Raw genomic sequence first — 25,202 nt, forward strand, 5'->3', positions numbered from 1 at the left:
ATGTCTGCAAGCGTCTCCACGGTTACCGTCACAACGCCGGGGGACGGTGTGTAGCGCAGAGCGTTATCGACCAGGTTGACGGTCATTTCGCGCAGCATGGTGGCGTCGCCGGTAACGGGGGCCGCCCCTTCCGCCTCCAGACCGAGATCGATGCCGCGCCGCAAGGCGTCTTCGGCCTGGGCTTCCAGCACCTGTCTGGCGATGTCGGCCATATCGACGCGGTCAGCACGGGGGGCGCGACTGCCGGGTTCGGCGCGGGTCAGGGTCAACAACTGTTCGGCCAGCCGGGTGACTTGCCGTGTGCTGCGGATCAGCGCGTGCAGCGCTTCTTCGCGCCGGACCGGGTCTGTTTCGCGGGCGGCAAAGCTGGCCTGCGTGGAAATCAGCGTCAGCGGCGTGCGCAATTGATGAGCGGCATTGGCAACGAAGCGTTTTTGCGCCGCCATCTGGCGCTGCACGCGGTTCATGTAATCATTCAGCGCCCGCACCAGCGGACGAAGCTCGGTATGGACAATTGTCTCATCAAAAGGTTCCAACTGGTCACGGCGGCGGGCGCGCACCGCATCGCGCAGCCGCAAGACGGGGGCAAGGCCGCGCTGGAGCCCCAGCACTGTGACCAGGCCAGCGACCAGAACCAGCAGAACTTGCCCGTTAAAATTCGAAAACCACAAATGGGTGCGCATCGCCTGTTGGCTATAGCGTGTCACCGCCACCGTCACGGTGACGCCAGCGCCATCCGTCCCTGCGCCAGAATCAAAACCGACCACCGGATGGTTCAGCATCAAGGCACGGACATTGAGATTGCGAAACACCATGTCCTCCCCCTGGCGCTCGCGGGCCGGGGTTTGCAGGTCGGCATAGCCGGACACCAGATTGCCCCAGGCGGTCGTGACCCGGTAATAGACCCGGTCGCCGAAGCCGGTATCGAAGATTTCGAGTGCCGCGGGTGGAATATCCACCTCGACATTGCCGCCCTGATCGACCCGCACCGCCTCGGCAATCATCCGCGCCGAGCCGAGCAGCATATTATCCGTCACCAGATTGGCGGTGCTGCGGGCCATGACCAGCCCGAAATACAGATTAAAGCCGATCACGCCGACCAGCGTCACCATCACCCAGGCCAGAAGCTGCGCCCTCAGGCTGTGGCGCAGCCGCAGCAAGGGCCGGACACGACCAAAATTCATGCCGCGCCCGCCCATATCACGCGGCCCGCAGCATATAGCCAAGGCCACGCAGGGTGGCGATCTGCACCGCCCCGCCTTCCAGCTTTTTGCGGACCCGATGCACGTAAATCTCAATGGCACTCGGATCGGTCTCGGCATCGAAGCCGAACACGCTTTGCGACAGCGCCGCCTTGGTCACGGTGCTGCCTGCCTTCAGTATCAGATATTCCAGCACCGAATGTTCGCGTGGCGTCAGCGACAACACCTCGCCCTTCAGGGAAAATTGCCGGGTCGCGCTATTCAACACCAGATCTGCCACGGCAATCTCAGGGCTGGCCAGATCATGCCCGCGCCGGATCAGCGCCCGCAGCCGGGCTTCCAGCTCGGCCATTTCGAAAGGCTTGGCGAGATAGTCGTCGGCACCGGAATCCAGCCCCGCCACCCGTCCGTCCAGCGAGGCATTGGCAGTCAGGATAATCACCGGAACCTTACGGCCACTGCGGCGAATGCGCTTCAGCAGGGTCATTCCATCGATTTTCGGCAGGGACAGATCGAGGATCACAGCGGCATAATCGGCGAGGTTCAAAAAATCCTCGGCCTCCTCACCATCATGGGCGGCATCCACGGTGTAATGCGCCTGGGTCAGCGCCTTCGCCAGCCAATCGGCCAATTCATGATTGTCTTCAACGATCAGCAATCGCATGATGGTTCATTCATCCTCTTCCCGTACCTATCATACAGCGCCGCCGATCAAAAAGGTCGCGGAAAGAGTGTTGCAACAGATTAATTTTGGCATTGACCGTCAGGCGAGCCAGCCGCTTTCCAGCCCGCTTGCCCAATCGTCACGGCCCCGGTCCGCCGCCAACCTGGCCATTTCGAGATGACGGTAAGGCACCTGCCGGAACGTCACCGTCCAGCCTGTCTCACCCTTTTCCAGAATGGCATAGGAGGCGAGCGGCGTTCCGGCTTCCACCCGATGATAAAACGGCACGTCATCATCATAGGCCGGGCAGCCGACGCTGCCGGGATTGACGATCAGCCGCCCATCGGTAAGCCGCACCGCACGCGGCAGATGCGAATGGGCGCAGAGGATCAGCTCCTGCCCGACGCCCTCGGCCAGTGCTTCAATCTCGGCGCGGGCTTTCAGATGCACCAGGCCTTCGGGGCTGACGCTTTCCAGCCAGTAGAGATCGTCAATGTCAGGCGTGGCGTGGCAGAGAAACACCTCTTCGCGCCAGACCGTGGTGACGGGCAGGCGTTGCAGCCATTGCAAATGCCGGGGCGAAAGCTGGTCATAAGCAACCGCATCGGAGGAATGCATCGCTGCCCTGTCCTGCTCAATCAAATAGCGGTCGTGATTGCCCCTGACGGTGACGAGATCCAGCAACAGCAGCAGATCGCCGGTGCGCCCCGCCTCCAGCGGCCCGGAAAAACAATCGCCGAGATTGACCACATGGTCATAGCCAATGCCCTGAGCGGCAATATCGGCCAGCACCGCTTCCAGAGCCAGACAATTGCCGTGAATATCGGCGATGGCAGCAAAACGCATGGGTCAGCTCCCGCGATAGGTGGAATAGCCGTAAGGCGAAAGCAGCAACGGCACATGGTAATGCGCCTGCGGATCGGCAATGCCGAAGCGAATGGGGATGACATCCAGAAATGGCGGATCGGTCAGTTCCGCCGCTTGGCTTTTGAGATAGTCACCAGCATGAAACAGCAATTCATATTGGCCGATGCGAAAGTCCTCGCCAGCCAGGATTGGCCCGCCATCCACCCGGCCATCGGCATTGGTGAACACGGTCTTGATCAGCTCCGCCTCCTCACCCTTCATCCGCATCAGTTGGATGCGCAGGCCGGACGCTGGGCGGCCCAAGGCGGTATCGAGAACATGGGTGGTCAGGCCGGTCATGGGCGTGGCTCCAGAATCAAGTAGGGCTGGTCGAAGAAGAACTCCTCCAGATTGTTTCCCGGCCCGTCGCGATCCGCAACCAGAAAATCGCTGACCTCACCGATTGCCATCAAAGGATGGTGCCAGACATTGCGGTGGTAGTTCACACCCTGATGCGGCGCGGCCAGAAAGACCTGCGGCACGCCCGGGCGATCTCCCTCGTCCAGCGAGACTGCCAGCAGGAACGGGCGTCCGGATAGTGGCGTAAAGCTCTGACTGCCAAGCGGATGCCGTTCCATCATGCCAATCCCATAGGGAAAACGGCGTGGCTGACCGCGAAAGATATTGAGGACCACGCGCGCGCCCTCACCCGCCACATCGGGGCTCGCCAAAGCATGAAACCGCTCAGTCGTGCCGCCATTGATCAACCGCATCCGGGCGGGATCAGCCTCGATGACATCTCCGAAGGGAGCGAAGGCTTCTGCGGTCAGCGGACGCACAGGAAGGATAAGGGCGGAAGATGAGGTCATGACAGGGTCCGGCTTGGAGTTTAAACGCCTCTCCTGCATAGGCAAAATCTGAGAGGAGCGGAAGAGCACTGAAGGCCGCCTCTTTAAGGTCACCTTTGCTGTCAGGCTCGCACTATCTCACAAAATGCGGGATCCGGCGCCCACTCGGCCTCACCCCGGCGAGATCACTTACACTCGTCCCAGACGAGTAGCCTGATAACAGCCATCTCCTTCTCGTTATACATCGTCTTGAAAACTAGATATCCGGCCGTCATCATGCATGTCACTACGCCGGATAAGAAGAATAAGAACGATAATACAACGGTGACAGCGTAAATATACTTCAGAACCTCATAATGTTCAAATCTGTAAAAGATAGAGGCTAGCATCAAAACTGAGAGCGAAGCACAAAAACCTCCTAGGCAGATAAGAGATGTTCTTCGTTTCACGTATTCCTCCTCAAAGATAAACAAAGCCCATATTCCGTTAGCCTGACAAGGCTGCCGAAAGATCCAGCCACTCTGCGTTCCCCCATCAAAATCAGAAGCGCCGCATATCGTATCCGATACGCGGCGCTTCTGTCGTTCAAATTTTCGAACATCCAACGTAGACGGATCAGGTGTATTCCAAGCCTCAGCCCACCTTCATCTCAAGCTCCTTGACCGGTTTCGGCCGGCGCAGAACCAGAAATTCACGTAGCAGCTCGGCCTGAACGACCGCGCTGATATGGGATGCCGGTTCCATATTCAGCATGTCGTGGTGGTTGCAGGTCATGTCGCGCAGGTAAACCCTGCCCTCCACATGCGGCAACCAGGTTTCCGCGTCATAGTTGAGGATGGTGTTCAGCGCCTCGCTGCCAGCGCTTGGTTCGGCGCGGAAGAAATGCACGTCGGCATCGATCTTGCCCGGTGTAAATCGCTGGGCAATCTCCAGATTGTGCAAGATGGTCGCTTTAGCGCGTTCGACGAACTCCGGATCGAACTGGTGAACCTGTTCCAACAGGACATGGTTGTCCGTATCGAACATTTTCAACACGAAATCGCCAAGTTCAGCCAGCGATGGCTTGTCGCCAGCCGCCTTCTCGTCAAAGCCGAGGAAGCCGAGGGCTGCCCGCGCCAGCGTCGCATCGTCCTGCAATTGGGCAGCAGGCTTGAAATGGTAGCTGTCCATCATGCCCAGGAAGGCAATAGTCTGACCTTCCGCCTGCAATTGCCGGGTCATTTCATGGGCAATCAACCCACCCAGCGACCAGCCCAGCAGATGATAGGGACCCTGCGGCTGGATCTTGCGAATCCTCTGCACATAGAGCGCAGCCATGTCCTCGATAGAGCGCGGCAGGGCAGCGAGATCATGCAAGCCATCCGATTGCAGGGCATAAACCGGCACATCTTCACTCAAATGCTGCGCGAGCGAGAAGAAGCTCCAGCCCAGACCCAGCACCGGATGGATGCAGAACAGCGGCGGACGCTCACCCTTGGCGCGGATGGCCAGGACAGGCTCGATCAGCGGTGAACCCGCACTGGCCTCATCCAGATGCACGGCCAAGGCGGCAATGGTTGGCGTTTCGAACACGGCACCGAGGGGAATTTCGCCCTTCAATCGGCTACGAACGGCGGAAATCATCCCGGCAGCAGCCAACGAATCGCCGCCAAGCACGAAGAAACTGTCGTGAATGCCGATCTGCTCCAGACCGAGAATCTCACACCACAAGGCAGCAAGCCGCTTTTCGGCATCGGTCCCCGGCAGGGCTATGCCTTCCGTCACCGTCCATTGCGGCACCGGCAGCGCATGGCGGTCGGTCTTGCCATTCGAGTTCAGCGGAATTGCCTCCAGCACCACATAGGCCGCCGGGATCATATGGACGGGCAGAACCTTGCCCAGCCGCTCCGAAAGATCCGCCGCATCCAACGAGGCACCCTCGCCTACAGCACCCTCCCTGGGAACCACATAGGCAACCAACCGCTTTTCGCGGCCCGGATCATCGCGCAGAATAACCACGGCTTCGCGCACCTGCGGCAGGGCGGAAAGCGCCGCCTCGATTTCGCCCGGCTCCACCCGGAAACCACGAATCTTGATCTGGTGGTCATTGCGGCCGAGATAGTCCAGCACACCATCGCGCCGCCAACGCACCAGGTCGCCGGTCCGGTAGATCCGCTCGCCTTCGCCTGCGAAAGGATCGGCCATGAATTTTTCTGCAGTCAGGTCCGGGCGGTTCAGGTAACCCTTCGCCACGCCTGCACCACCGATATACAGTTCACCGATGAAGCCTGGCGGGACTGGCTGAAGATGCCGGTCGAGGACATAAACGCGGGTGTTCCAGATTGGCCGGCCAATCGGCGCGCTGTCGAGATCGCTACCCAAAAGCGGCATGTTGGTGGACCAGATCGTGGTTTCCGTCGGTCCGTAGACATTGAGAACGGGATGACCGAGCCGCGCCATTTTATGGGCGAGGTCGGCAGGAAGCGCCTCGCCACCCACCAGACTGCGCAAGCCCGTCAGTCCCTCATGATGATCGGCCAGCAGGGCCCGCCACAAGGACGGCGTCGCCTGCATGATGGTAATGCCCGCACTGCGGATCAACCCATGCAGCACCGCCGGGTCGCGTACTTCGGAGCGCAGCGCGATCACCGTGCGCGCGCCTGCCAGCAACGGCAGATAAAGCTCAAGGGCTGCAATATCGAAGGAAATCGTCGTCACGGCCAGCAAGCGGTCTTCGCTGTCCAGTTTCAGCAGGTCCTGCATCGACAGCAGGAAGTTCATCAGGCCGAGATGCGGAATTTCCACACCCTTGGGCCGACCGGTCGAGCCGGACGTAAAGATGATATAGGCCGTGTCGGTCAGCGATGGCCCCTTCGGCAAGTCGCGTCCCTGCCGCTCCAGGGGCTTGTCGAGGAAGATCAGGTTGTCTGTGGCATCCGGCAGGTTACCCGCCACTTCCTCAGTGGTGATAACGCAGGCTGGCTGCGCATCCTCCAGGATCATCGCCACCCGCGAGGCGGGATCAGCAGGATCAAGAGGCAGATAGGCGGCACCGCTTTTGAGCACAGCCAGCAATGCCACAACCATGTTTTCAGAACGCGGCACGGCAACAGCCACCAGGGCGCCGGGCACTGCACCCTTTTCCATCAGATAACCAGCCAAGTGATCGGAAGCTGCATCCAGCTCGCCATAGGTCATCTGACGTCCGCCAAAGGATAGCGCTACCGTATCCGGCGTGCGGGCTGCCTGCGCCCGGAACAATTCCGGCCAGGTCTGGTCGGGCAATTTGTGGGCCGTGTCATTCCAGTCGGTCAGGATTTCCTGACGCTCCCACGTTGACAGCAGGCTGACGTCACGTAACGGCTTTTCCGGCATGGCCAGGATCTCTCTCAGCATCCGGGTAAACCGTGCCTCGTGATCGGCCAGCTCCTCCAGCGTATAGAGCGCCGGATTGGCATCGAAATCGATGCGCAGGTCGCCATTGTCGCCTCGGTCATAAGCAAAGATGGTGAAATCCGTCATCGTGCCGTTTGACATATTGTGTACGGTGGTCGGATGGCCATCAAAGCGCAGGTCGTAATCGAAAGGCTCGATATTGACGCCCAGCCAGGCAATCTGAGCATCCTGCCGGACCATGCCGAGATCGCGGCGAATATCCTCATAGCGATAGCGCTGATAGCGCAGCGCCCGGCTCATCTGCTGGGAAACCTGACCGGTCAACTCACGCCAGGACAGATCCGGCGTCATTGAAAACCGCAGCGGAACCGCATTGGCGGTCATGCCTGGAATGCGGCGCATCGTCTGGCTGATCCGGGCCGTGACCATGGTAACCATGGTCAGCTCTTCACAATTGGTCGCCTTGGCATAATAGGCCGCAACCAAGGCAATCAACGCCTGCGGCACGCTGGCGCCAAAGCCGCGGCTAATCTCTGCAAGCCCCTTGACCGTCTGGCGGTCGATGACCGTCGTATGGCGCAGCAGGCCACCGGATGGCTCGCCTTTCTTCTTCATCAGGGTCACCGGCTCCGGCAGACCCTTCATCTGCTCCGACCAATAGGCCTTGTCACGCTGGAAATGCACCGAATCGCGGTAGGTACGCTCAAGCTCCAGCAATTCCTGCGGAGAACCGCAATCATAGGGCTCCGGCTGGTTGCCCTGGGCCAGTGCCGAATAAATATCGGCCAGCCGCCGCGCCAGCAGGCCACCGGAGAACCCATCCATGATGATATGATGGGCCCAATGGTACCAGACCCATTCCGTGGTTCCGAGCTTCAGAAGCGAGGAGCCCCAGAGATTGTCATTGGCAAGATCGAGAGGCTTGCACATGTGCTTTTGCATCCACTCCGTGGCACTTGCGCCAGGATTTTCAGCAGTACTGAAATCAATCACGTCAAAGACGCCGCAATAGGCCGCCATGACAACCTGATGCGGCTGTCCTTCGATCTCCTTGATCCGAGACCGTGTAACAGCAAAATCATCTGACAAGCGGCGCAGCGCCTGGCAGAACAGTCCTGGATGAACGGGACCGTGAATTTCGATGGATTCAGCAAGAACAAAACTCAGATCGGCTGGAGCTACCTTTTGTTTGACCCACAAGCCAGCCTGCGCAAGAGAAACCGGAAAAACCTGCTCATGTCTGCCTACAAAAGACATTGAAATACCTCACTGAAATATCGGCCAAAACCAGAAAACAATCTAAAAGCAAGCGCAATCAAACAATTGCACCACTAAGAAACGCAAAAACTACCACTCAAAATAAAACGCATCAGCATGTCATGAATTCAACTGCTCAGTAAAAATTAGAAGTAATTAAATAGAAAATAAAAAACCTATTTGTCGCGAAACGATACAATCACGAATAAAAAGAACACAGACTTTGCTATAAATTTCACAAACTATATACAAATCAGACGCACAAGCCTGAAAACGTGAGACAATGAAAACAGCACACGGCACGTTTGTAAAGTGTCCGACTTGCAATAACCCGTAAAAATCAACGAAACAGAACGGGGATGAACTTTGCACTTAATACCGGATTAATCGCCTAAAAGTAGAAAATTTCCAAAATGCGCGTTTAAATTTCTATTTCTATCCAATTAAGTATACAGACCGAAGATGAAACAATTTTGACACCCTTACGGATAGATATATTGCCCCAAACAGGGATAAATAATAAAAACTATACACAAATAAACATAGCGAAAATTAAAATGAGTGAGTATATATTTTTTTTGACGCGAGGTCGTTTTTATACGCAAAAACCCCTCATATTAAAGAGTAAAACAATTGCATTGTCCAAATTTTTATAAAATCGACATGGCGTGTTATTAACATATATCAAATTACAATATTTTAAAATAGAAAAAATCTGGAGAATTGGATCGATACGCAAATAACATAGACAGGATTGATATTATCAATGCATCGACAGAGGCCGAAGCCTTAAAAATGCAGGGTAAACGCCCCATTCCACGACGACGCTATAGTGTACAGTGGGTACAAATGGGCTTAAATCTGCTCGGGAACGGGGACTGAAGCAGTCTTCATTTTAAAATCACCCGACCGTATTCACTTCACTCTTGAATACTGCTTACAGCATATCACGACGTTTTGACTGAATGATCAAGGGCCATAGAAGACCACAGCCGATCTTCAGCGCTGCGAAGGTTCGAAGACGCTGCCGCATCCTTCCCTTCAGAAAAATTCAAAAACATCAATGGCTTGAAATATTCACACCATCTTCAAGACAAGGAAGCATCGGTGCCTTCGATGCCCTGGTACACGATATCAAGAGCGCTTGCGCCCAGATCCAAGGGTAAGATCCGATGGATCAACCCGGATTAAGTCTGGGCGCAAGCAGAGAGGATCAGGCGGCTTCAGACTTCGCAGCCGGAACTTCGGCAATCGTCTTCAAGACCTGGGAAGCGATCTGGTAAGGGCAGCCCTGCGAATTGGGGCGACGGTCTTCCAGATAGCCACGATAGCCATTGTTGACGAAGGAGTGCGGAACGCGGATCGATGCACCACGGTCAGCAACGCCGTAGGAGAACTTGTTCCACGGAGCTGTTTCGTGCTTGCCGGTCAAACGCAGGTGGTTGTCGGGACCGTAAACGTCGATATGCTCTTTCCAGTTCTTGGCGAAAGCAGCCATAAGCGCTTCGAAATAGTCCTTGCCACCCACTTCGCGCATGAACTTGGTCGAGAAGTTGCAGTGCATGCCCGAACCGTTCCAGTCGGTATCGCCGAGCGGCTTGCAATGAAACTCGACATCGACGCCGTATTTTTCGCACAGACGCAGCAGCAGGTAGCGAGCCAGCCAGATTTCGTCGGCGGCTTTCTTGGAGCCCTTACCGAAAACCTGGAATTCCCACTGACCCTTGGCCACTTCAGCGTTGATGCCTTCGTGGTTGATGCCAGCAGCCAGGCAGAGATCCAGATGCTCTTCAACGATTTCACGCGCGACATCGCCGACATTCTTGAAGCCGACGCCGGTGTAGTAAGGACCCTGCGGCGCAGGATAGCCATTTTCCGGGAAGCCAAGCGGACGACCGTCCTGATAGAGGAAATATTCCTGCTCGAAGCCGAACCATGTGCCTTCGTCTTCCAGAATGGTAGCGCGGCTGTTGGAGCTATGCGGGGTGACGCCATCGGGCATCATCACTTCGCACATCACCAATGCACCATTGGTGCGGGCTGGATCGGGGTAAACAGCAACCGGCTTCAGCACGCAATCCGAGCTATGGCCTTCGGCCTGCTGGGTGGAGCTACCGTCGAAGCCCCAGAGGGGGAGCTGTTCGAGGGTCGGAAATTCAGCAAATTCCTTGATCTGCGTCTTGCCACGCAGGTTCGGGACCGGCGTATAGCCGTCCAACCAGATATACTCGAGCTTGTACTTGGTCATTGTCGATCTCTCATAAGTCCAGCGCCTCGCATCGGGCGCACCCTGGGGGTGATTCTCCGGCGGTCCGGGAGTCGATAAATAACAAGCAGGAACCATGCCAAACCCGTAAAAACCACCTTACGACCGGCAGAAAAAGCGCGAGCCATATTCAAAACACCTTAAAAGCCACGGGTTTTTAACGGTTTTGTGTCAGATTGGCCGGCATGCCACCGCCTTCTCAATGCGCATTTGCAAAATAAAAGGCAGCAATGCCCGGTGGATAGCAGCAATGACGTGAAAAAGCAGCCTGAAATGATTTATTTTTGGGCAAATTGCACTTTCTATGTGCATTTTAGCTGAAAAAATGCTATGAAATTCATCCGGGCGGAGGAGCTCGAGGAACAACGAAGGGCAGTAGCGATGACAACGGGCCTTGGTCGGGAATCGGCAAAAATCTACGAATTCCCAGTACATAATACGCAGAGACTACGTGAAATGCGTGAGCGCAATCTCCACAAGCAGGTGATCCTCGAAAGCGGAGCCGCCAGCTGGTATCACGAGGCAGCGATCCGCGAGGCGGAAGACGCGCTCAAGCAATAGCGCTGACAATAACAGGATCATGGCTACACATGGCCCTGTTTCGGCTGCGCGCCTTGACGCGCGGCCTAACTATTCCTGATTGCTACGCCCATCTGGCAGCAGTGCTTCGAGCCTGAGGCGGGCGATTTTTTCGACTTGAAGGCAGGCCGTTGCGAACTCCGTCTCGACACTATTGTCGATCCGGGCCTCGAATGCGGCCAGGATGTCGTCTTTCGTCAGGCCTTTCACGGCAATGATGAACGGAAAGCCGAATTTTTCCATATAAGCACTATTGAGCGCTGTAAAACGCTGGTGTTCAGCCTCCGACAGGCGATCGAGCCCGGCACCAGCCTGTTCGCTGCGGCTTTCCTCTGTCAATTCGCCTGCAATGGCCAATTTGCCTGCCAGATCCGGATGCGCCCGCAGCACGCCGAGCCGCTCGGCTTGGCTTGCTGTGCGAAACATCGCGCTCATTCCATCATGAACGCCAAGGGCGGTCAGGGGCTCGTCAATAAAACCGGCATCGAAAGCGCGCTCGGCAATGAACGGCGAATGCTCGAATATCCCGCCGAATTGCTCAATGAAATCCTGTCGCTGCATCGGCTCACCCCTGGTTTGATTTGCAATCGATAGACAATATGCACCGGGTTGGAAAGAGCCGGATTTTCGGAAGGCCCTGCCGAATATTCACGGTAGATGTTGAACACACCCGCCAGAGACCTATCTAAAGGGCGGGCTGCCGCTCCCAACGGCGTTTCCATGCCCTTCCCAATTACAAAACCTGTTCTGTACACATTCCTCCCCATGACAAAAAAGGAGCGCCGCATGCCAATCGCAAGAGGTTATGCCGCAACCGACGCCAGCAAGCCGCTGGAACCCTTCACGTTTGAACGTCGCGAACCCAATGACGACGACGTGGTAATCTCCATCAAATATTGTGGTGTCTGCCATTCCGACATCCACCAGGCTCGCAATGAATGGGGCAATTCCGCATTCCCCATGGTGCCCGGTCACGAGATTGCCGGTGTTGTCACCGCTGTCGGCGCAAACGTATCCAAATTCAAGGTCGGCGATCATGTCGGCGTTGGCTGTTTCGTCGATTCCTGCGTCCATTGCCAGGAACGCGATGAGGATATCGAGCAATATCTGCCCGGCCTCGTCCAGACCTATAACGGCGTAGACCGCGACGGTAAGACGCCAACCCAGGGCGGCTATTCCGACACGATCGTCGTTAAGGAAGGCTATGTCCTGTCGATCCCGGACAATCTGCCACTCGACAAGGCTGCCCCGCTACTGTGCGCCGGTATCACGCTCTATTCGCCGCTGGCCCACTGGAAGGCTGGCCCGGGCAAGAAGGTGGCGATCGTCGGCATGGGCGGTCTCGGCCATATGGGCGTCAAGATCGGCGCGGCCATGGGCGCAGAGATCACCGTGCTCAGCCAGACCCTGTCGAAGAAAGAGGATGGCCTGCGCCTCGGCGCCAACCATTATTATGCGACCAGCGACGCCAAGACCTTCGAGACGCTGGCCGGCTCCTTTGACCTGATCATCTGCACCGTCAGCGCCGATATCGATTGGAACGCCTATCTTAACCTGCTGAAGGTCGATGGCACCATGGTTCTGCTCGGCGTGCCAGAAAAGCCGGTTCCGGTCCATGCCTTCTCGCTCATCCCAGCCCGCCGAAATCTGGCCGGCTCGATGATTGGGTCGATCAAGGAAACCCAGGACATGCTGGATTTCTGCGGCAAGCATGGCATCACCTCCGATATCGAGCTGATCGACATCAAGGACATTAACACGGCCTATGAGCGGGTGTTGAAAAGCGACGTGCGCTACCGCTTCGTCATCGATATGGCGACGCTGACCGCTTAAAACTTCCAAAAAACATCCCCCGGCCAAGACCGGGGGATGCATAAAACCTTACATCAAATGAAATATCAGATCACCGAGCCGGCTTCAGTTGCAGGCGGGAAATCCCTGCTGCGACGTTCAGGCCTGTTCCGGCTTCCGCGCTGAGCGGCTGCAAACCAAAATTCTTGTTGCTACCGCCAACCAGAGCATTGGCGCCAAGGCCAATACCGACTGAGGCCCTTGCCGATGCGCCAACATAGGTGCCTGCCAGCGCGCCCTGGCGTGTCGTGGTCGGATTGATGTTGTAAACGATCCAGCGGATGTAGCTCTTGCCGGTAATACCGACATCCAGACCCAGCTTGCCGATAGAGCCGCTGTAGCGCTCAACCTTGCCTGACCGCTGCTGGAAATCACAGGTCACGGTTCGGCTGGAGCCAATCAACATGCCGATGCCGCCTGCAACCTCGCAGGACAAGGTGCCCAGACGCTCCTTCGGCTGTGTCGCCGTCATCTGGGAGGCAGGGTGGCGCGTGCTATTGTGATGGGTGTTTGCCGCATTGGCAGCAGATGCTGCGCCCATTGCCGCTACGGCAACCAAAGCAAAAACTGTTCTCATCGAACATTCCTTTTCCGCTGTTACAAGACCGTTACCGGTCCCCGTTCGCGAGGCATTCATCTGCCTCGACCGAATGGTTTCAACCACCAGCCCCATGTCGGGGCTGGTGGTATAGGGTCATACTGTTTCGAGATCGAGGCGAAAATGCAGTGCATTTTCAAGCCTCAAGGACCTTAGCGAAAACGATATCTGAGTTACTTGAAGGCGTCTTTCACCTTGCCGACGGTCGACTGGACTTTGCCAGCTGCCTTATCCATCTTGCCTTCGGCTTCCAGGTTCTTGTTGCCGGTCACTTTGCCAGCAACTTCCTTGATGCTGCCCTTGGCTTCCTTGGCGGCACCTTCGATGCGATTCTTATCCATTGGGTTTCGTCCTTCTCTTAATTAAGGAAGACCGTTTTGGTGTTCCAGCAAGGAAACGTTCGTTCGGAAAAATTGTTCAGCAGTCATGAAAAGAAATTGTCATGGCTTGGCGCGTTAAAGGCGAGAAAATATTGCAGATCCTACCACTGGATGCAGTTTCACCACGTCTTATGAAAGATGAGCTAGAGATAAACATAGGGAAATTACAATCCTTTTCGGATTTTATCTTGAATAACGACAGAAGGATTACCGATCAAATCCCAAGGGGTGAATTCATCATCATGTCCAAAGCGCTTGCTACCTGCATAATCTGTTATGCCAGAATGGACCGATCTTTAAAACCATCCGGGAATACCTCAAGCCATTGATACATTTGAGATATTCGGAATCTATTCAAAGCGAGGATGCGTTAGCATCTTCGCTACTTTGGTATAAATCGAGACTTCGAAAAGCTCCTTTTGGTGTTTTCCAAACCTCAAGGCGCTGTGCGCGCAGAAAGTCACACCCGGCATGAATTGATTGCGCTTGTTTTAAAATCTGCGTTTGCAGAAAGTTTTCCAAGTGTAATTTTTTTATTATCTCCTTTTATACACTCAATAAAATGCGAATATTTTTTTAATGATTGCTCATCTAATATAATACTGATCTATCGCAAGAGAAAACTAGACCATGAATGTCATGCATATCGCATCGAAAAGTCCCGCCCAACATCTGGTTATCGCGGGGGGACTTGCAATATTTTTGGCATTGACGATCTGGTCCGAGGTTGCAAACTGGACGGCCCAGGTGTCTCGGATGAATTCCTATCTTGCGCAAACAGCAAGAGCGATTGCCCAGCATACGGACGACGTCATTGAGGTCGCCAAGCAGCCTTTGGCCGGGCTGGTCTTCGAAGTGCAGGAAAACAACAGCAAAAGCGTTTTGCAGAGCCTGGACCTGGTTCGCAGGATGCGTGAGCTTATCAAGACGTCATCCTATTTGCGCAGCTTGGCTTATATCGGTCCGGATGGTCGGCTGATTGAGTCGACCTCCGATCCGTTTTCATCGGGTCTCGATCTTTCCAGTCGCACGTATTTCAAAATTCATCAAACCTCCGATGAACTGCAACCGCTTGTCGATGGACCCTATCAAAGTCCGTTGGCCAACGACTGGTTCATCACCCTGTCCCAGCGAATGAATGATGATCGGGGACAATTTGCGGGCGTCATGGTGGCGACCATTGATGTCGAAAGCTTCGTCCGGTTTTTCCGCAGCTTCAACATGCTGGACAACGGTGCCTTCGCGATGATGGATGGCACCGGGCGGGTTCTGGTCCGTGCGCCCCTGGATGCGACGGCCATGGGCACCAGCATCGCCAATTCGGCTTTGTACCGAAACGCTATTTCGACAAGCAACATTGGAAATTTTCAATATACATCGCGATTTGACGGCATATTGAGAACCTCTGGATATTATAGAAGCAGCAATACACAGATCACCGTGCTTGTGGCTGTCTCCAAAAAAGCTATTCTTTGGTATTGGATAGACATCAGCAAACCCAGATGGATCTGCTTTATCGTCGCATTGATGGTCGCATGCGCGTTGGGCATCCGCTTGAGACGGCAATGGGCATTGAAGCGCCGCGACGAGATGATTATTGCCGCACGGGAAGCGGAATTTCGCCTGATTGCAAATGCCTCATCCGACTTGATCGAAAAACTGGATGACAACGGTATCCGCGAATATGTTTCCGCAGCCGCCCAATCTGTTCTCGGCGTGGAGGCCGACACGATCGTCGGACGCAGCGTGTTGGACGAATACGATGCCGAGGCCCGGCAATACTGGTCAGAGGCGCTGGCCAACATTGCCGCCGGTTCATCAATCGAACGGCTTGTATTCCCGAGGATTAAAAAAACCGGTGAGATCGCCTGGCTGGAAACCGTGATAACCCGGGTTCGCAGCTTCGATGTCAGCAGCGGCATGGTTGCCGTAACCAGGGACGTTACAAGTCAAAGGCTTTTGCAGGAAGAGCTGGATCGGCTTGCCAACACAGATGAATTGACACAGCTTTCCAACAAACGTCACTTCAACAGGCAGCTGAAAAGTCTTTCCGTCGAGGCACGGATGGTGGGCACTCCCCTTTCACTGCTTGTCGTTGATGTCGATAAATTCAAGCTGTTCAACGATACCTATGGCCATCTGCCAGGCGATGATTGTCTGCGGAAAATTTCGACCGAAATCGCCGCCGCAATCCGTCCCGGAACGGATCTTGCCGCGCGCTACGGCGGAGAGGAAATCGTCATCCTGCTGCCGGGCAAAACCGCAGGCCAGGCACACCAAGTGGGCGAGGAGATCCGCCAACGGATTGCCGCGCTCGGAATAATCCACCAGAAAAACCTGCCTTGGGGGCATGTGACCGTCAGCATCGGCGTTGCGCAGCAATCACCCGAGCATGATAAAACAGATGAAGCACTGTTTGTGAAAGCCGATCAATGCCTCTACACGGCCAAAAACTCCGGTCGCAATAAAGTCGTCTCTTTTGATGAGACTATGTCAGCCGCGGCGGCTTGAGACCGTCGCGACGACGGAAAGTCTTTTTCAAAGACTCTTCCTATTACCATGCTGGTTTGTGATGGGCGTGCCAGTGCTTGGCAATATCAAGGCGGGTCGGCGTCCAGACCTTGTCATGGGATAGCACGTAATCCAGAAAGCGCTTCAGCGCCGCTGCCCGACCCGGACGGCCAACCAACCGGCAATGCAGACCAACGGACATCATTTTCGGCGCACCCTCTGCGCCTTCCTGGTAGAGCGTGTCGAAGGCATCCTTCAGATAGGTAAAAAACTGGTCGCCGGAGTTGAAGCCCTGCGGCGTGGCAAACCGCATGTCATTGGTTTCTAGCGTATAGGGAATGATCAGAAACGGTTTGCCGTTCAGATCCGGCACCCAGAAAGGCAGGTCATCGGAATAATTGTCGGAGGAATAGAGAAAGCCGCCCTCCTCCATCACCAGCCGTAGCGTGTTGTCGGAAGGCTTGCCCTGATACATGCCATAGGGCCGCTCCCCCGCCACCTCGGTATGCAGGCGCACCGCTTCGAGAATGTGCTGGCGTTCAATCTCCTCAGGGAAATCCTTATATTCCAGCCAGCGATAGCCATGGCTGGCGATTTCCCAGCCCGCCTCTTTCATCGCCGCCACGGCCTCCGGGTTGCGGGCCATGGCCAGCGTGACGCCATACACCGTCACCGGTATATTGAGGGCCGTGAACATCCGGTGCAGACGCCAGAAGCCAGCACGCGACCCGTATTCATAGATGGATTCCATGTTCAGGTTGCGCTGACCAGGCCAGGCCGCCGCACCAACGATTTCCGACAGCAGGTTTTCGGAGGCCGGGTCACCGTCGAGAATACAGCTTTCGCCCCCCTCCTCATAATTGATGACGAACTGCACCGCGACACGCGCCTCTCCCGGCCAGCGGGGATCGGGGGTGCGGCGACCATAACCGATGAGATCGCGGGGATAGGGTTCACTCTGCATAGCCGTTACCTTCTGGTCTTGTGACGAGAAACGGTAAGCAAACCTGCCCTTTTTGTCGAGAGGGCATACAGCATCGTGAGATCAGGCGATCTTGCGTGCCGAGACCCGCCCCATCGGATGCAGCGAATGCACCACCAGCGGTGCTCCGGGCTCACGCTCGATAAACAGCGCCAGATTGGCAAACACGACAGGGTTTTGCAGCAGAGGTGCGAAATACTGCGTCGCCGCCTGGTGAATACGGTCCCGGTGGCTGAGTGGCAAAGGCCCGGTCAGCGGCATGTAGAAACGGTATTCGTCCAGCACATGCGGATCGCCCCAGCGGTAAAGATTGGCAAATTGCGGCGCGCTGAGGCGCTCAGGTGCCATCCGTTCGATTTCGGCGTCGCTGAGTGGGGCGCGGAACCGGTCGAAATTCTGCACCACCAGCGCGGCCACGCGGTCCAACTGGTTGGACGGATAGGTCAAAGTCAGGCCACAGAAATCACCGAGCTTTGCCACTTCCAATCCCGGCAGCGTGAAAGGCTCGACAATACCGGCAAAATGCATCAACTCACGCAACAACTGGGCTTCACTGACCTCCGGATGCAGCGCAAACGGCGCTTTCAGGCAGCCATTGAACCCATTTCGGCGCGGCAAGGCCGTATGAAAGGCAATTTCGTGCAGGCCAAGCCCTGCCAACCCCGGATGTTCGACCGGCTCATCGGAATAGACATTGCGTCCCAGCCAGCTGGCGGCTGCAAGCGACAGAGGGTCACGCGCAGACGGTGTATAGCAAATCGAATATCGCATGCGGGTGGCCTCCGGCAGCGACGGGCGTCTGCAAAGACGCGCCAGGAACGCTGCAAATCTTCTTAAGTTCTGCATTACGGCATGCTGGACCAAACTGATCCTGTCGCACGCGCCCTTAACCCCAACGGATTTATGGATTTATGCAACACATTCAAATCGATACAACGCCTTGCCTGCATTCTGCCAAACGCATGGCGCTGTCATGCAAACCAATCGAATCGACCATGATCGACAGCCCGCATGCGCAGTCAGATAGGGGATTTGCATGACACTATGACGAAAGTGACCGAGCATCAGGTTCACTTTTTACGCGAGATCACAGGAGGGTGATGGGAAACGGCCTCGCAATACGCAAGGCTCGACTATTAAGGCCGGTTATCAACCGACCGGGTTTTCCAACGACGGTTCCACGGCCTTATCAGGGATACGGGAGGCGATCTGCAGATGATGGGCAAGCGTAAAACCATCCGGCATATCAAGCTCTCCACCGAAAATCGGCCGTAATGCCTGCTGCGCCAGGCTATGCGCCAGCCCGAAACTGATCTTGAAACCGCCGGTCAGTGCAATCAGCCTGGGATGGTCGGGATGCGGTCCAACCATGGGATCACGGTCTATCGACTTGGGCCGCAGCCCGGCCCAGCGCTCCACCACCGGGGCGTCACCCAGCATCGGCACCAGCCGGCGGGCCTTGGCAATCAGGGTTTCCAACTGGTCGTCGGTGGTCAAGGGTGCATCCCAACGGTTTTCGCTGGTGCTGCCAATCGCCACATGCCCACCTTCATGCGGCACGGCATAAATGCCGTCCAGATAGACCAGCGGCAAGGCAGGATCGACATCGGCCTTCAGCAATGCCGCCTGCCCTTTGACCGCCATGCCGAGCGGCAGTGTTTCAGTCGGGCTGAAACCATCCAGCAGTGGAAAACTGCCCACACCGGCTGAAACAATCACATGGCCGAAGGCAATCCGGCTTGCGTCCGCCAACTCTGCCCATTGTTGGGTGGGATCAATGGCCCTGACGGCCGAACCCTCGATGATCCGGCAGCGCGGCGATGCAGCAAGGGCCGCCTTCAGCGCCGCCGTCAAGCCGCGCGGCGACACCCGCGCCGCCAGCGTGTCATGCACCAGACCGGCTTGCGTGACAGAACTATCCGGCCAGCCATCACCAGCCGGGGAGTTGTCGATAACCTTCCAGGCAAATTGCCGATCTGCGGTTTTCCAGGCGGTTTCGGCGTCTTTTTCGTGCCGCTGGGCAATCACCCGCAAATGCGGTTTGGGCAAGGGCATCAGCCGTCCGGACCGGCGGTAGCCCACACCAATCCCGGTCTCTGCCTCAAGCTGTGCCGCTTCCGTTTCCAGTGCCAGCAGCGCATCGAACTGAAACTGCTTCTTGCGATCCCATTTATCCGGCATATAGGGCATGAGCGCGCCCAGCAGCCCGCCACTGGCACCACCCGCCACCCGACCGCCATCAACCAGAATCACATCCAGCCCGGCCAGAACCGCAAAGCGCGCCGCCCACAGGCCCATGATGCCGCCGCCGACCACCAGCAGATCTGCCGCGAGGCTATGGGACGCGCCTTTGAGGGACAAGAGTTGACCGGAGACCGAAGCCGTCCTATCGCCTGTCTTCATGACCCACTCCACTTCCAATCCCGATCCGATGCCTGACGCCGAAACGGCACACACCCAGCCGCTCAGCTGGCAGGACGGCGATATGCCCTATTCCACCGCCTTTGGCGACCATTTTTACTGCCAGACCGATGGCCGCCTGGAATGCGGTCATGTTTTCCTCGCAGGCAATGGGTTACCGCAGCGCTGGACCGACACTTCTTCTTTCCGCATCGGCGAACTGGGTTTCGGCACCGGGCTGAACGCCATGGAAACCTGGCGCCAGTGGCAGGCGACGCGCACGGCGAGCGGACATCTGACCTTCATATCCTTCGAGCTTTATCCAATGGCGCGTCCCGATATCGACCGCGCCCTGTCGCGCTGGCCGCAAATCGATGCAGAGCGGCAAGGCTTGCTGGCGCTGTGGCCGGATGATCCGCAAGGTCAAGTCCGCCTCGACCTCGACGCCCAGACCCGGTTGATCGTGGTTTGCGGTGACGCGCTGGCCTCGCTGCAAGCCTGGGACGACCCCTTCGACGCCTGGTATCTCGATGGTTTCGCCCCGTCCCGCAACAGTGCCATGTGGTCGCTGGATCTGATGACGCGGCTCTATGAGCTGACAACACCCGGTGGCCGCTTCGCCACCTATGCCGCCGCCGGTTTCGTACGCCGCAACCTTACCGCCGCAGGCTTTACCGTGGAACGTCGCCCGGGCTTTGCCGGCAAACGAGAAATGCTCTGCGGGTCGAGAATCGAGCCGTCGTGATCAGATACGTTGTCATCGACCGGATCGGCCCCACGGTCACAGTGCCGTCTGCCTCGCCCCGAGGTCCTCTGCCAGGGCCTGTGGCTGCGTCACCGCTGCGGCACCCCCTAACCAATAGGCAATGCAGTCCTGAAGGCGGTCGGGGCTGACAGGCTTGAGCACGAGATCATCGAGACCGGCTTTATGGCAGGCCGCCTTGTCATAGGTGGAAAGATCGCCCGCAAGACCGATCAGTACGGTCGGCGCGGTCTGTGGCTGTTGGCTTTCCTCGGCACGGATCTGCCTGACCATATCGAGCACCCGCGCCCGATCCTCAACGAGATCGATCAGCATCATGCCCGGCTGCCATTGGCGCCAGAGGGTAAGCGCCTCGTTTCCCCCCTCTACGCAGGCATGGCCGACCCCCAGCGCCTGCAAGGCCTGATGGAAAAAATGACGCTCCGCTTCACCGGCATCCAGCACCAGCAGATCGATCTGCTCTTGCTCAATCACGCCCGACAGCATCAGATCCGGTTGCTCTCCATCCGAGATCAGGGGCGCCTCAGCCTCCGGTTCCGCCCTGAACCCGGAGGCAGCGCCGCGCCGCGTGCCGCGCAACACGTCGATGACAACATTGCGCAGCAGGTTTTCGCCCACCGGCTTGGTAAGCTGCGCCTGAATATTCAACCCATCGGCCATTTTGTCGAGATTGAAGGGCGCATCCGCCGCCAAAAGGATGATCGACAGCGGATCGAACCGCCGGTCACTGCGGATCTTGCGCACCAGATCCAGCCCGCCGCCGCTACGCCGGCAGCAATCGATCACCACAACCTCAATAGGGCTATTCTGGCTCTCGGCCTGCTCCAGCACAGCCAGCGCCAACACCGGATCGTTGACCGCCACGCCATCGAAGCCCCAGCGGCAAAGCTGATCGTTGAGAATACCGCAGCTAATATCATTGCTTTCAAAACCCAAGACCCGGGCACCGCGCAGATGAAAGCCGGCAAGGCTCGGTAGTTTTTCAGCCGCCATTGCAAACGGCAGATTGACGGTCACAGTCGCACCGTGGCCGGGTACGCTCTCCACCCCGATCGTGCCGCCGAACAGATCGACAAGCCCACCGGCAATCGAAAACCCGAGCCCCGCCCCATCCCGATGATGCAAGGCTCCGTCATTCATCTGCGAAAACTTGGTAAAGGCCAACAGGCATTGCTCCGGCGTCATGCCATGGCCGGTATCCTCGATCCGCAGAACCAACCATGCACGTCCGCCGGTACTCGCCTCCGTAATGGGATCTCCGCTCCTGGGGTCTCGGGAGCCCTGAACCGTGATGTCCAGATCCGGCTCTTCCTGACGCAACCCGAGATCGACCAGCACATGGCCTCTGTCGGTGGCGCGGATTGCCTCCCCCAACAGATTGGTGAGAATCTGGCGGAACCGACCCGCATCGCCCGCCAGCATATGGGTCAGCCTGCCCTGACCGCGCACCAGGATGTCCACATCCTTTTCCGCAGCACGCCCGGCCATCAAGGTCACTACATCCTCCACCGCCGCCAGTGGATCGAAAGGGGCCGACCGCAAGGACAGGCTCCCGTCATCGATCTTCGAGAAATCGATGATGTCATTGATAATGGTCAGCAGCGAGCGCCCGGATTTGACGATCACATCGACGAAGGTCTTTTGCCGGGCATCGAGATTGGACGACAGCAGCAATTCCGTCATACCCAGCACGCCGCTCATCGGCGTGCGGATTTCATGGCTCATATTGGCCAGGAACCGAGATTTGGCCTTATCCGCCGCCTCGGCCTGCGCCGCAAGCGTGGTCAGTTCCGCCTCACGCTGCTTGGCCTCGCTGGCATCGCTGATCACGAACAGCCAGCGGTCCTCGGCGCTGACAATCGCCTCAATACTGCGCCAGGCACCATCGCGCCGTTGCACCACGACGCTGGCGGAGGTGTCAGCGGACATCCTTGATCGCATCCGGTCGAGGAACCCCTTTGGGTTGTCGCCGAAATCGCCCCGTTCGGCGCAGTAATCGAAAAGCTGGCGCCAATCCGCCCCCGTGCGCACCAGGTCCGGCGACACGTTCAATAATTCCGCCAATTTATCGTTGCGGTAAAGGATATGGTCCTTCTGGATAACACAGAGCCCCTGAGCCATGTGTTGGGTCGCCTCTTCCAGCAGCTTGCCGACATCCTGCAACCGGGCACGGGCCTCGTCTATCTCGCGCTCGCGCAAGCGCTGCTCGGTATAGTCAGAAAAAGTCAGCATCACCTGACCATCGTCCAGCGGCGATATCGTCACCACGATATGCCGGCGATCCGCCAGCGTCAGTTCGATTTGCCGTGCTTCCGTCAAGGCTTGCAATTCGAGACTATAGGCGGCAATTCGGCTTTCCGTATCGTTGTCGCCGTCATCACCGATCTTGAGTGGCCATCCATTGGCATGGGCGTGGCGCAGATAATCCGCTAAACTTGTGCCGGTCATCGCCCTGTCCTCAGGCCAGCTCACCATATTGCGCGCCATGAGGTTGGAAAAACTCAAGGTTTGATCCGCATCGAGGATGATCACTCCGACCGGCATGGTGCGCAGGATCGCCTCTATATCGTCATAGAGCTTTTCGGCATGGGCCTTGGCTTCGCGCAATTGTCGCTCGCCAATCTTCAGCAGCGAAACATCCGCCAAGGTTCCGACGATATAAGGCGCGCCATCCTTCGTCTCGATCCGCTTCAGGCTGGTCAGCAAGGGCACGGTATCGCCGTTGGGCATGATGATCAGCTGTTCGCGCTCGGTCGCGCAGCCCGTTTCCAGGATCTCGATATTCTCCTGGCGCAGGGCATCGCCTTCGGCCGGAAACATCTCGTCTTCGCGCAAGCCATAGAAGCGGGTCCGGTCGCCACCCAGCATTTGTTCATAGGCGGCATTGGCAAACACCAGCCGCCGGTCGCCATCACGTAGAAAAACCGGCTCCGGCACATTTTCCAGCGCTGCACGGTAAAGAGTGCCTTCGCGCTCATAGGTCTGCGCCTCGGTAACATCGGTATACAGCAGCAGAAACTGGCCATTTTCCAACCGATTGCCCCGAGCCGAAATCACCCGTCCGTTCGGCATGGCGATCTGGCATGGCTCTGGTTCGTCTATCGATGCAGCAAGAAATGGCCCGGATAAATCCTCACCGCTCCCATCGCCGCCCGCACGTCCGATAACATCGAGAACCGCCTGAAAATTCATGCCGGTCTTCAGCTCAACCGTTGTCTCTCCGAACATCCTGGAGAAACTGGTGTTGAAATAGACAATATCGAGCTGCGAATCGAGAAGCAGCACGCCAAGCGGAATGAGATCGAGAAGCATGGCATAATCGGCGGGCAGGCAGGCACCAGACGCGCCATTACCAATGCCAGCGCTCCCACCTTGAGAAGTGACCTCTCTGGAGATTTCAGCCATGGCAGAAGGCATCTGCGTGCCTGACGGCGGTGGCTCTTTCTTCCAGCCCCGGCTCTTGACCCGGCCAGGCCGCTCGCGAAACACCCCGAACACATAGGGCATTTCATCTTCGGTGATGAAGCGCTCGATCTGCACCCGGCAATGCTGGCGACCGCTATGATCGAAGCACAGGGCCAGATGTTCTTCGGCAAACACCAGCGCCCGGCGCTCGACATCCTCCCAGGCCAGATCTTCCGGGCGGTCCGTCAGTTCTCCTGCGCGATGTCCGAGAAGGTCTTCGAGATCCGCTCCGAAAAATGCGACAAAAGCGGGATTGACGGCAACGAAACGAAGCTCGCTATCCTTGATGAAAGCGGGCACATCAAGCCTGGCGATTTTCTCGCACGCTATGGTGAGCAATCCGCCTTCTATCGGCAATGGTATCCCCTTTATTGCCCGAGCCGCCTGCATCACGGATGAACCTCTCTGTGCCCTTTTCCGCCGTTGAAACGACCCTATCATCAGGCAAAACACAAAACAAAGCGCCTGACTGAAAAAAACCTGTCAATCTCCTGTTTAACAAAGCTTTTTACCAGCAGGGGCAGCACCCTGCGCAAGACAGGGCCGAACGCCCAGTCTTTGTGGCGGAGGCGCGGCACACCAACCGGCAATCTTATAAATTATTTTTTAATTTCAATATCTTATGGCATTTACTCTTGTGGCGTCCGTCGCTTTAAATGACGATAATTTAATCTTGGCTCCACAATTCCATCATCAATCTGCCCGTTTTCAGGATCATCTTCATACCATTCTCTTCGGAGAAAAAGTTCTGAAAGGATCAAACCATGTCCGTATTTCGCATGAGTATGTCTGCGGGCCTTGTCGCCACTCTCGTAGGTGCCTCGCTGATGGCGACGGCCCCTGCCGCAGAGGCCCATGACCCGTTCTGGGGTGGCGTCGCAGCCGGTGCCGTCGGTGGCATCGTCGGCAGCGCCATCGTCAACGGAATGGATGGGGGACCGCGCTATTACCGCTCCTACGACCCACCACCACCGCCCCCACCGGTTTATCGGACCTATTATCGTCCGGTCTATGCAGCGCCCTGCCACTTCGAGCGGCGCTACGATGAATGGGGTGACAGCTACCGCGTTCAGGTCTGCCCTCGGTAACTGATCTACCACCCGTTACCCAAACGCGGGGTGTCCTATAAATATTCAAGCGCCCGCCCGTCTCATGATGGGCGGGCGCTTGACATTTAGCCGCAAAACGCGCAAAAGCGGCGCAAGCTTTCAGCCT

Annotated in this window: 19 protein-coding genes; 5 read left to right on the plus strand and 14 right to left on the minus strand. The window is 56.9% G+C overall.

From position 1 onward, the window contains the following. The 7 genes from ASB66_RS14780 to ASB66_RS14815 all read right to left on the minus strand — a co-directional run. A partial coding sequence (locus tag ASB66_RS14780) for a sensor histidine kinase (RefSeq protein ID WP_234823929.1) occupies nt 1-1,184 on the minus strand: 1,184 nt, incomplete at its 3' end. Nucleotides 1,185-1,200: 16 nt separating this feature from the next. Next, complete coding sequence (locus tag ASB66_RS14785; protein WP_060717790.1) at nt 1,201-1,866, minus strand: response regulator; 666 nt, start codon at nt 1,864-1,866, stop codon at nt 1,201-1,203. Nucleotides 1,867-1,965: 99 nt separating this feature from the next. Continuing rightward, entirely contained in the window at nt 1,966-2,712 is a 747-nt protein-coding gene (locus ASB66_RS14790; RefSeq protein WP_060717789.1) for a metallophosphoesterase family protein, read from the minus strand. A 3-nt stretch (nt 2,713-2,715) separates the two neighbouring features. After that, nucleotides 2,716-3,072, minus strand: coding sequence for a hydroxyisourate hydrolase (gene uraH, locus ASB66_RS14795; protein ID WP_060717788.1), 357 nt, complete (start codon nt 3,070-3,072; stop codon nt 2,716-2,718). Beyond that, nucleotides 3,069-3,581 (minus strand): ureidoglycolate lyase, encoded by a 513-nt coding sequence (locus ASB66_RS14800; protein ID WP_060717787.1) that lies wholly within the window; start codon nt 3,579-3,581, stop codon nt 3,069-3,071. Before ASB66_RS14800 ends, uraH begins: the two co-directional genes overlap by 4 nt. 612 nt (nt 3,582-4,193) lie before the next feature. Next, nucleotides 4,194-8,192, minus strand: coding sequence for a non-ribosomal peptide synthetase (locus ASB66_RS14810; RefSeq protein WP_060717785.1), 3,999 nt, complete (start codon nt 8,190-8,192; stop codon nt 4,194-4,196). Between the two features lie 1,213 nt (nt 8,193-9,405). Then, nucleotides 9,406-10,440, minus strand: a complete 1,035-nt coding sequence (locus ASB66_RS14815; protein ID WP_015916816.1) for a glutamine synthetase beta-grasp domain-containing protein — start codon at nt 10,438-10,440, stop codon at nt 9,406-9,408. Between the two features lie 399 nt (nt 10,441-10,839). Between ASB66_RS14815 and ASB66_RS14820 the strand changes: the two genes are divergently transcribed. Continuing rightward, complete coding sequence (locus ASB66_RS14820; protein ID WP_041698155.1) at nt 10,840-11,019, plus strand: DUF2735 domain-containing protein; 180 nt, start codon at nt 10,840-10,842, stop codon at nt 11,017-11,019. A 69-nt stretch (nt 11,020-11,088) separates the two neighbouring features. Here ASB66_RS14820 and uraD read toward each other — a convergent pair whose 3' ends face one another. After that, nucleotides 11,089-11,598 carry a 2-oxo-4-hydroxy-4-carboxy-5-ureidoimidazoline decarboxylase gene (gene uraD / locus ASB66_RS14825; RefSeq protein WP_060717784.1) on the minus strand — a complete coding sequence of 170 codons (510 nt, stop codon included), beginning with the start codon at nt 11,596-11,598 and terminating at the stop codon, nt 11,089-11,091. A 225-nt stretch (nt 11,599-11,823) separates the two neighbouring features. On the opposite strand from uraD, the gene ASB66_RS14830 reads away from it, so the two are divergent. Beyond that, a complete protein-coding gene (locus ASB66_RS14830) occupies nt 11,824-12,870 on the plus strand; it encodes an NAD(P)-dependent alcohol dehydrogenase (protein WP_060717834.1) in 1,047 nt (348 codons plus the stop codon). 70 nt (nt 12,871-12,940) lie between these two features. Here ASB66_RS14830 and ASB66_RS14835 read toward each other — a convergent pair whose 3' ends face one another. Beyond that, the gene (locus tag ASB66_RS14835; RefSeq protein ID WP_060717783.1) at nt 12,941-13,465 is read right to left on the minus strand and encodes a DUF992 domain-containing protein; all 525 of its coding nucleotides are present in this window, start codon (nt 13,463-13,465) and stop codon (nt 12,941-12,943) included. Between the two features lie 194 nt (nt 13,466-13,659). After that, nucleotides 13,660-13,827, minus strand: a complete 168-nt coding sequence (locus tag ASB66_RS14840; RefSeq protein ID WP_060717782.1) for a CsbD family protein — start codon at nt 13,825-13,827, stop codon at nt 13,660-13,662. A gap of 795 nt (nt 13,828-14,622) precedes the next feature. Here ASB66_RS14840 and ASB66_RS14850 point away from each other — a divergent pair. Further along, a complete protein-coding gene (locus tag ASB66_RS14850; protein ID WP_158544216.1) occupies nt 14,623-16,377 on the plus strand; it encodes a sensor domain-containing diguanylate cyclase in 1,755 nt (584 codons plus the stop codon). Between the two features lie 43 nt (nt 16,378-16,420). Here the strand turns inward: ASB66_RS14850 and puuE are convergent, their stop codons facing one another. The 3 genes from puuE to ASB66_RS14865 all read right to left on the minus strand — a co-directional run bounded on the left by puuE (nt 16,421) and on the right by ASB66_RS14865 (nt 19,762). Further along, on the minus strand, nt 16,421-17,341 hold the full coding sequence (gene puuE / locus ASB66_RS14855; protein WP_060717779.1) for an allantoinase PuuE: 921 nt from the start codon (nt 17,339-17,341) through the stop codon (nt 16,421-16,423). An 81-nt stretch (nt 17,342-17,422) separates the two neighbouring features. After that, nucleotides 17,423-18,130, minus strand: coding sequence for a DUF1045 domain-containing protein (locus ASB66_RS14860; RefSeq protein ID WP_060717778.1), 708 nt, complete (start codon nt 18,128-18,130; stop codon nt 17,423-17,425). A gap of 378 nt (nt 18,131-18,508) precedes the next feature. Beyond that, a complete protein-coding gene (locus tag ASB66_RS14865) occupies nt 18,509-19,762 on the minus strand; it encodes an NAD(P)/FAD-dependent oxidoreductase (protein ID WP_171430933.1) in 1,254 nt (417 codons plus the stop codon). Here ASB66_RS14865 and mnmC2 point away from each other — a divergent pair. Continuing rightward, complete coding sequence (mnmC2, locus tag ASB66_RS14870; RefSeq protein ID WP_060717777.1) at nt 19,761-20,504, plus strand: tRNA (5-methylaminomethyl-2-thiouridine)(34)-methyltransferase MnmC2; 744 nt, start codon at nt 19,761-19,763, stop codon at nt 20,502-20,504. The genes ASB66_RS14865 and mnmC2 overlap by 2 nt on opposite strands. Nucleotides 20,505-20,540: 36 nt before the next feature. Here the strand turns inward: mnmC2 and ASB66_RS14875 are convergent, their stop codons facing one another. Next, on the minus strand, nt 20,541-24,344 hold the full coding sequence (locus tag ASB66_RS14875; protein ID WP_158544217.1) for a PAS-domain containing protein: 3,804 nt from the start codon (nt 24,342-24,344) through the stop codon (nt 20,541-20,543). Between the two features lie 407 nt (nt 24,345-24,751). Between ASB66_RS14875 and ASB66_RS14880 the strand changes: the two genes are divergently transcribed. After that, entirely contained in the window at nt 24,752-25,075 is a 324-nt protein-coding gene (locus ASB66_RS14880) for a hypothetical protein (protein WP_015916828.1), read from the plus strand. Nucleotides 25,076-25,202: the final 127 nt, after the last annotated feature.

Origin of the sequence: Gillisella vitis (assembly GCF_001541345.2) — a bacterium.
GTDB classification, from domain to species: Bacteria; Pseudomonadota; Alphaproteobacteria; order Rhizobiales; family Rhizobiaceae; genus Allorhizobium; species Allorhizobium vitis.

Bases quoted from the DNA above. Each gene is read 5' to 3' on its own strand.
- ASB66_RS14820 (WP_041698155.1), top strand. From the start codon at position 10,840: ATGACAACGGGCCTTGGTCGGGAATCGGCAAAAATCTACGAATTCCCA.
- ASB66_RS14785 (WP_060717790.1), bottom strand. From the start codon at position 1,866: ATGCGATTGCTGATCGTTGAAGACAATCATGAATTGGCCGATTGGCTG.
- ASB66_RS14840 (WP_060717782.1), bottom strand. From the start codon at position 13,827: ATGGATAAGAATCGCATCGAAGGTGCCGCCAAGGAAGCCAAGGGCAGC.
- uraD (WP_060717784.1), bottom strand. From the start codon at position 11,598: ATGCAGCGACAGGATTTCATTGAGCAATTCGGCGGGATATTCGAGCAT.
- uraH (WP_060717788.1), bottom strand. From the start codon at position 3,072: ATGACCGGCCTGACCACCCATGTTCTCGATACCGCCTTGGGCCGCCCA.
- ASB66_RS14850 (WP_158544216.1), top strand. From the start codon at position 14,623: ATGAATTCCTATCTTGCGCAAACAGCAAGAGCGATTGCCCAGCATACG.
- puuE (WP_060717779.1), bottom strand. From the start codon at position 17,341: ATGCAGAGTGAACCCTATCCCCGCGATCTCATCGGTTATGGTCGCCGC.
- ASB66_RS14810 (WP_060717785.1), bottom strand. From the start codon at position 8,192: ATGTCTTTTGTAGGCAGACATGAGCAGGTTTTTCCGGTTTCTCTTGCG.
- ASB66_RS14830 (WP_060717834.1), top strand. From the start codon at position 11,824: ATGCCAATCGCAAGAGGTTATGCCGCAACCGACGCCAGCAAGCCGCTG.
- ASB66_RS14880 (WP_015916828.1), top strand. From the start codon at position 24,752: ATGTCCGTATTTCGCATGAGTATGTCTGCGGGCCTTGTCGCCACTCTC.
- ASB66_RS14790 (WP_060717789.1), bottom strand. From the start codon at position 2,712: ATGCGTTTTGCTGCCATCGCCGATATTCACGGCAATTGTCTGGCTCTG.
- ASB66_RS14835 (WP_060717783.1), bottom strand. From the start codon at position 13,465: ATGAGAACAGTTTTTGCTTTGGTTGCCGTAGCGGCAATGGGCGCAGCA.
- ASB66_RS14800 (WP_060717787.1), bottom strand. From the start codon at position 3,581: ATGACCTCATCTTCCGCCCTTATCCTTCCTGTGCGTCCGCTGACCGCA.
- ASB66_RS14865 (WP_171430933.1), bottom strand. From the start codon at position 19,762: ATGAAGACAGGCGATAGGACGGCTTCGGTCTCCGGTCAACTCTTGTCC.
- mnmC2 (WP_060717777.1), top strand. From the start codon at position 19,761: ATGACCCACTCCACTTCCAATCCCGATCCGATGCCTGACGCCGAAACG.
- ASB66_RS14815 (WP_015916816.1), bottom strand. From the start codon at position 10,440: ATGACCAAGTACAAGCTCGAGTATATCTGGTTGGACGGCTATACGCCG.
- ASB66_RS14860 (WP_060717778.1), bottom strand. From the start codon at position 18,130: ATGCGATATTCGATTTGCTATACACCGTCTGCGCGTGACCCTCTGTCG.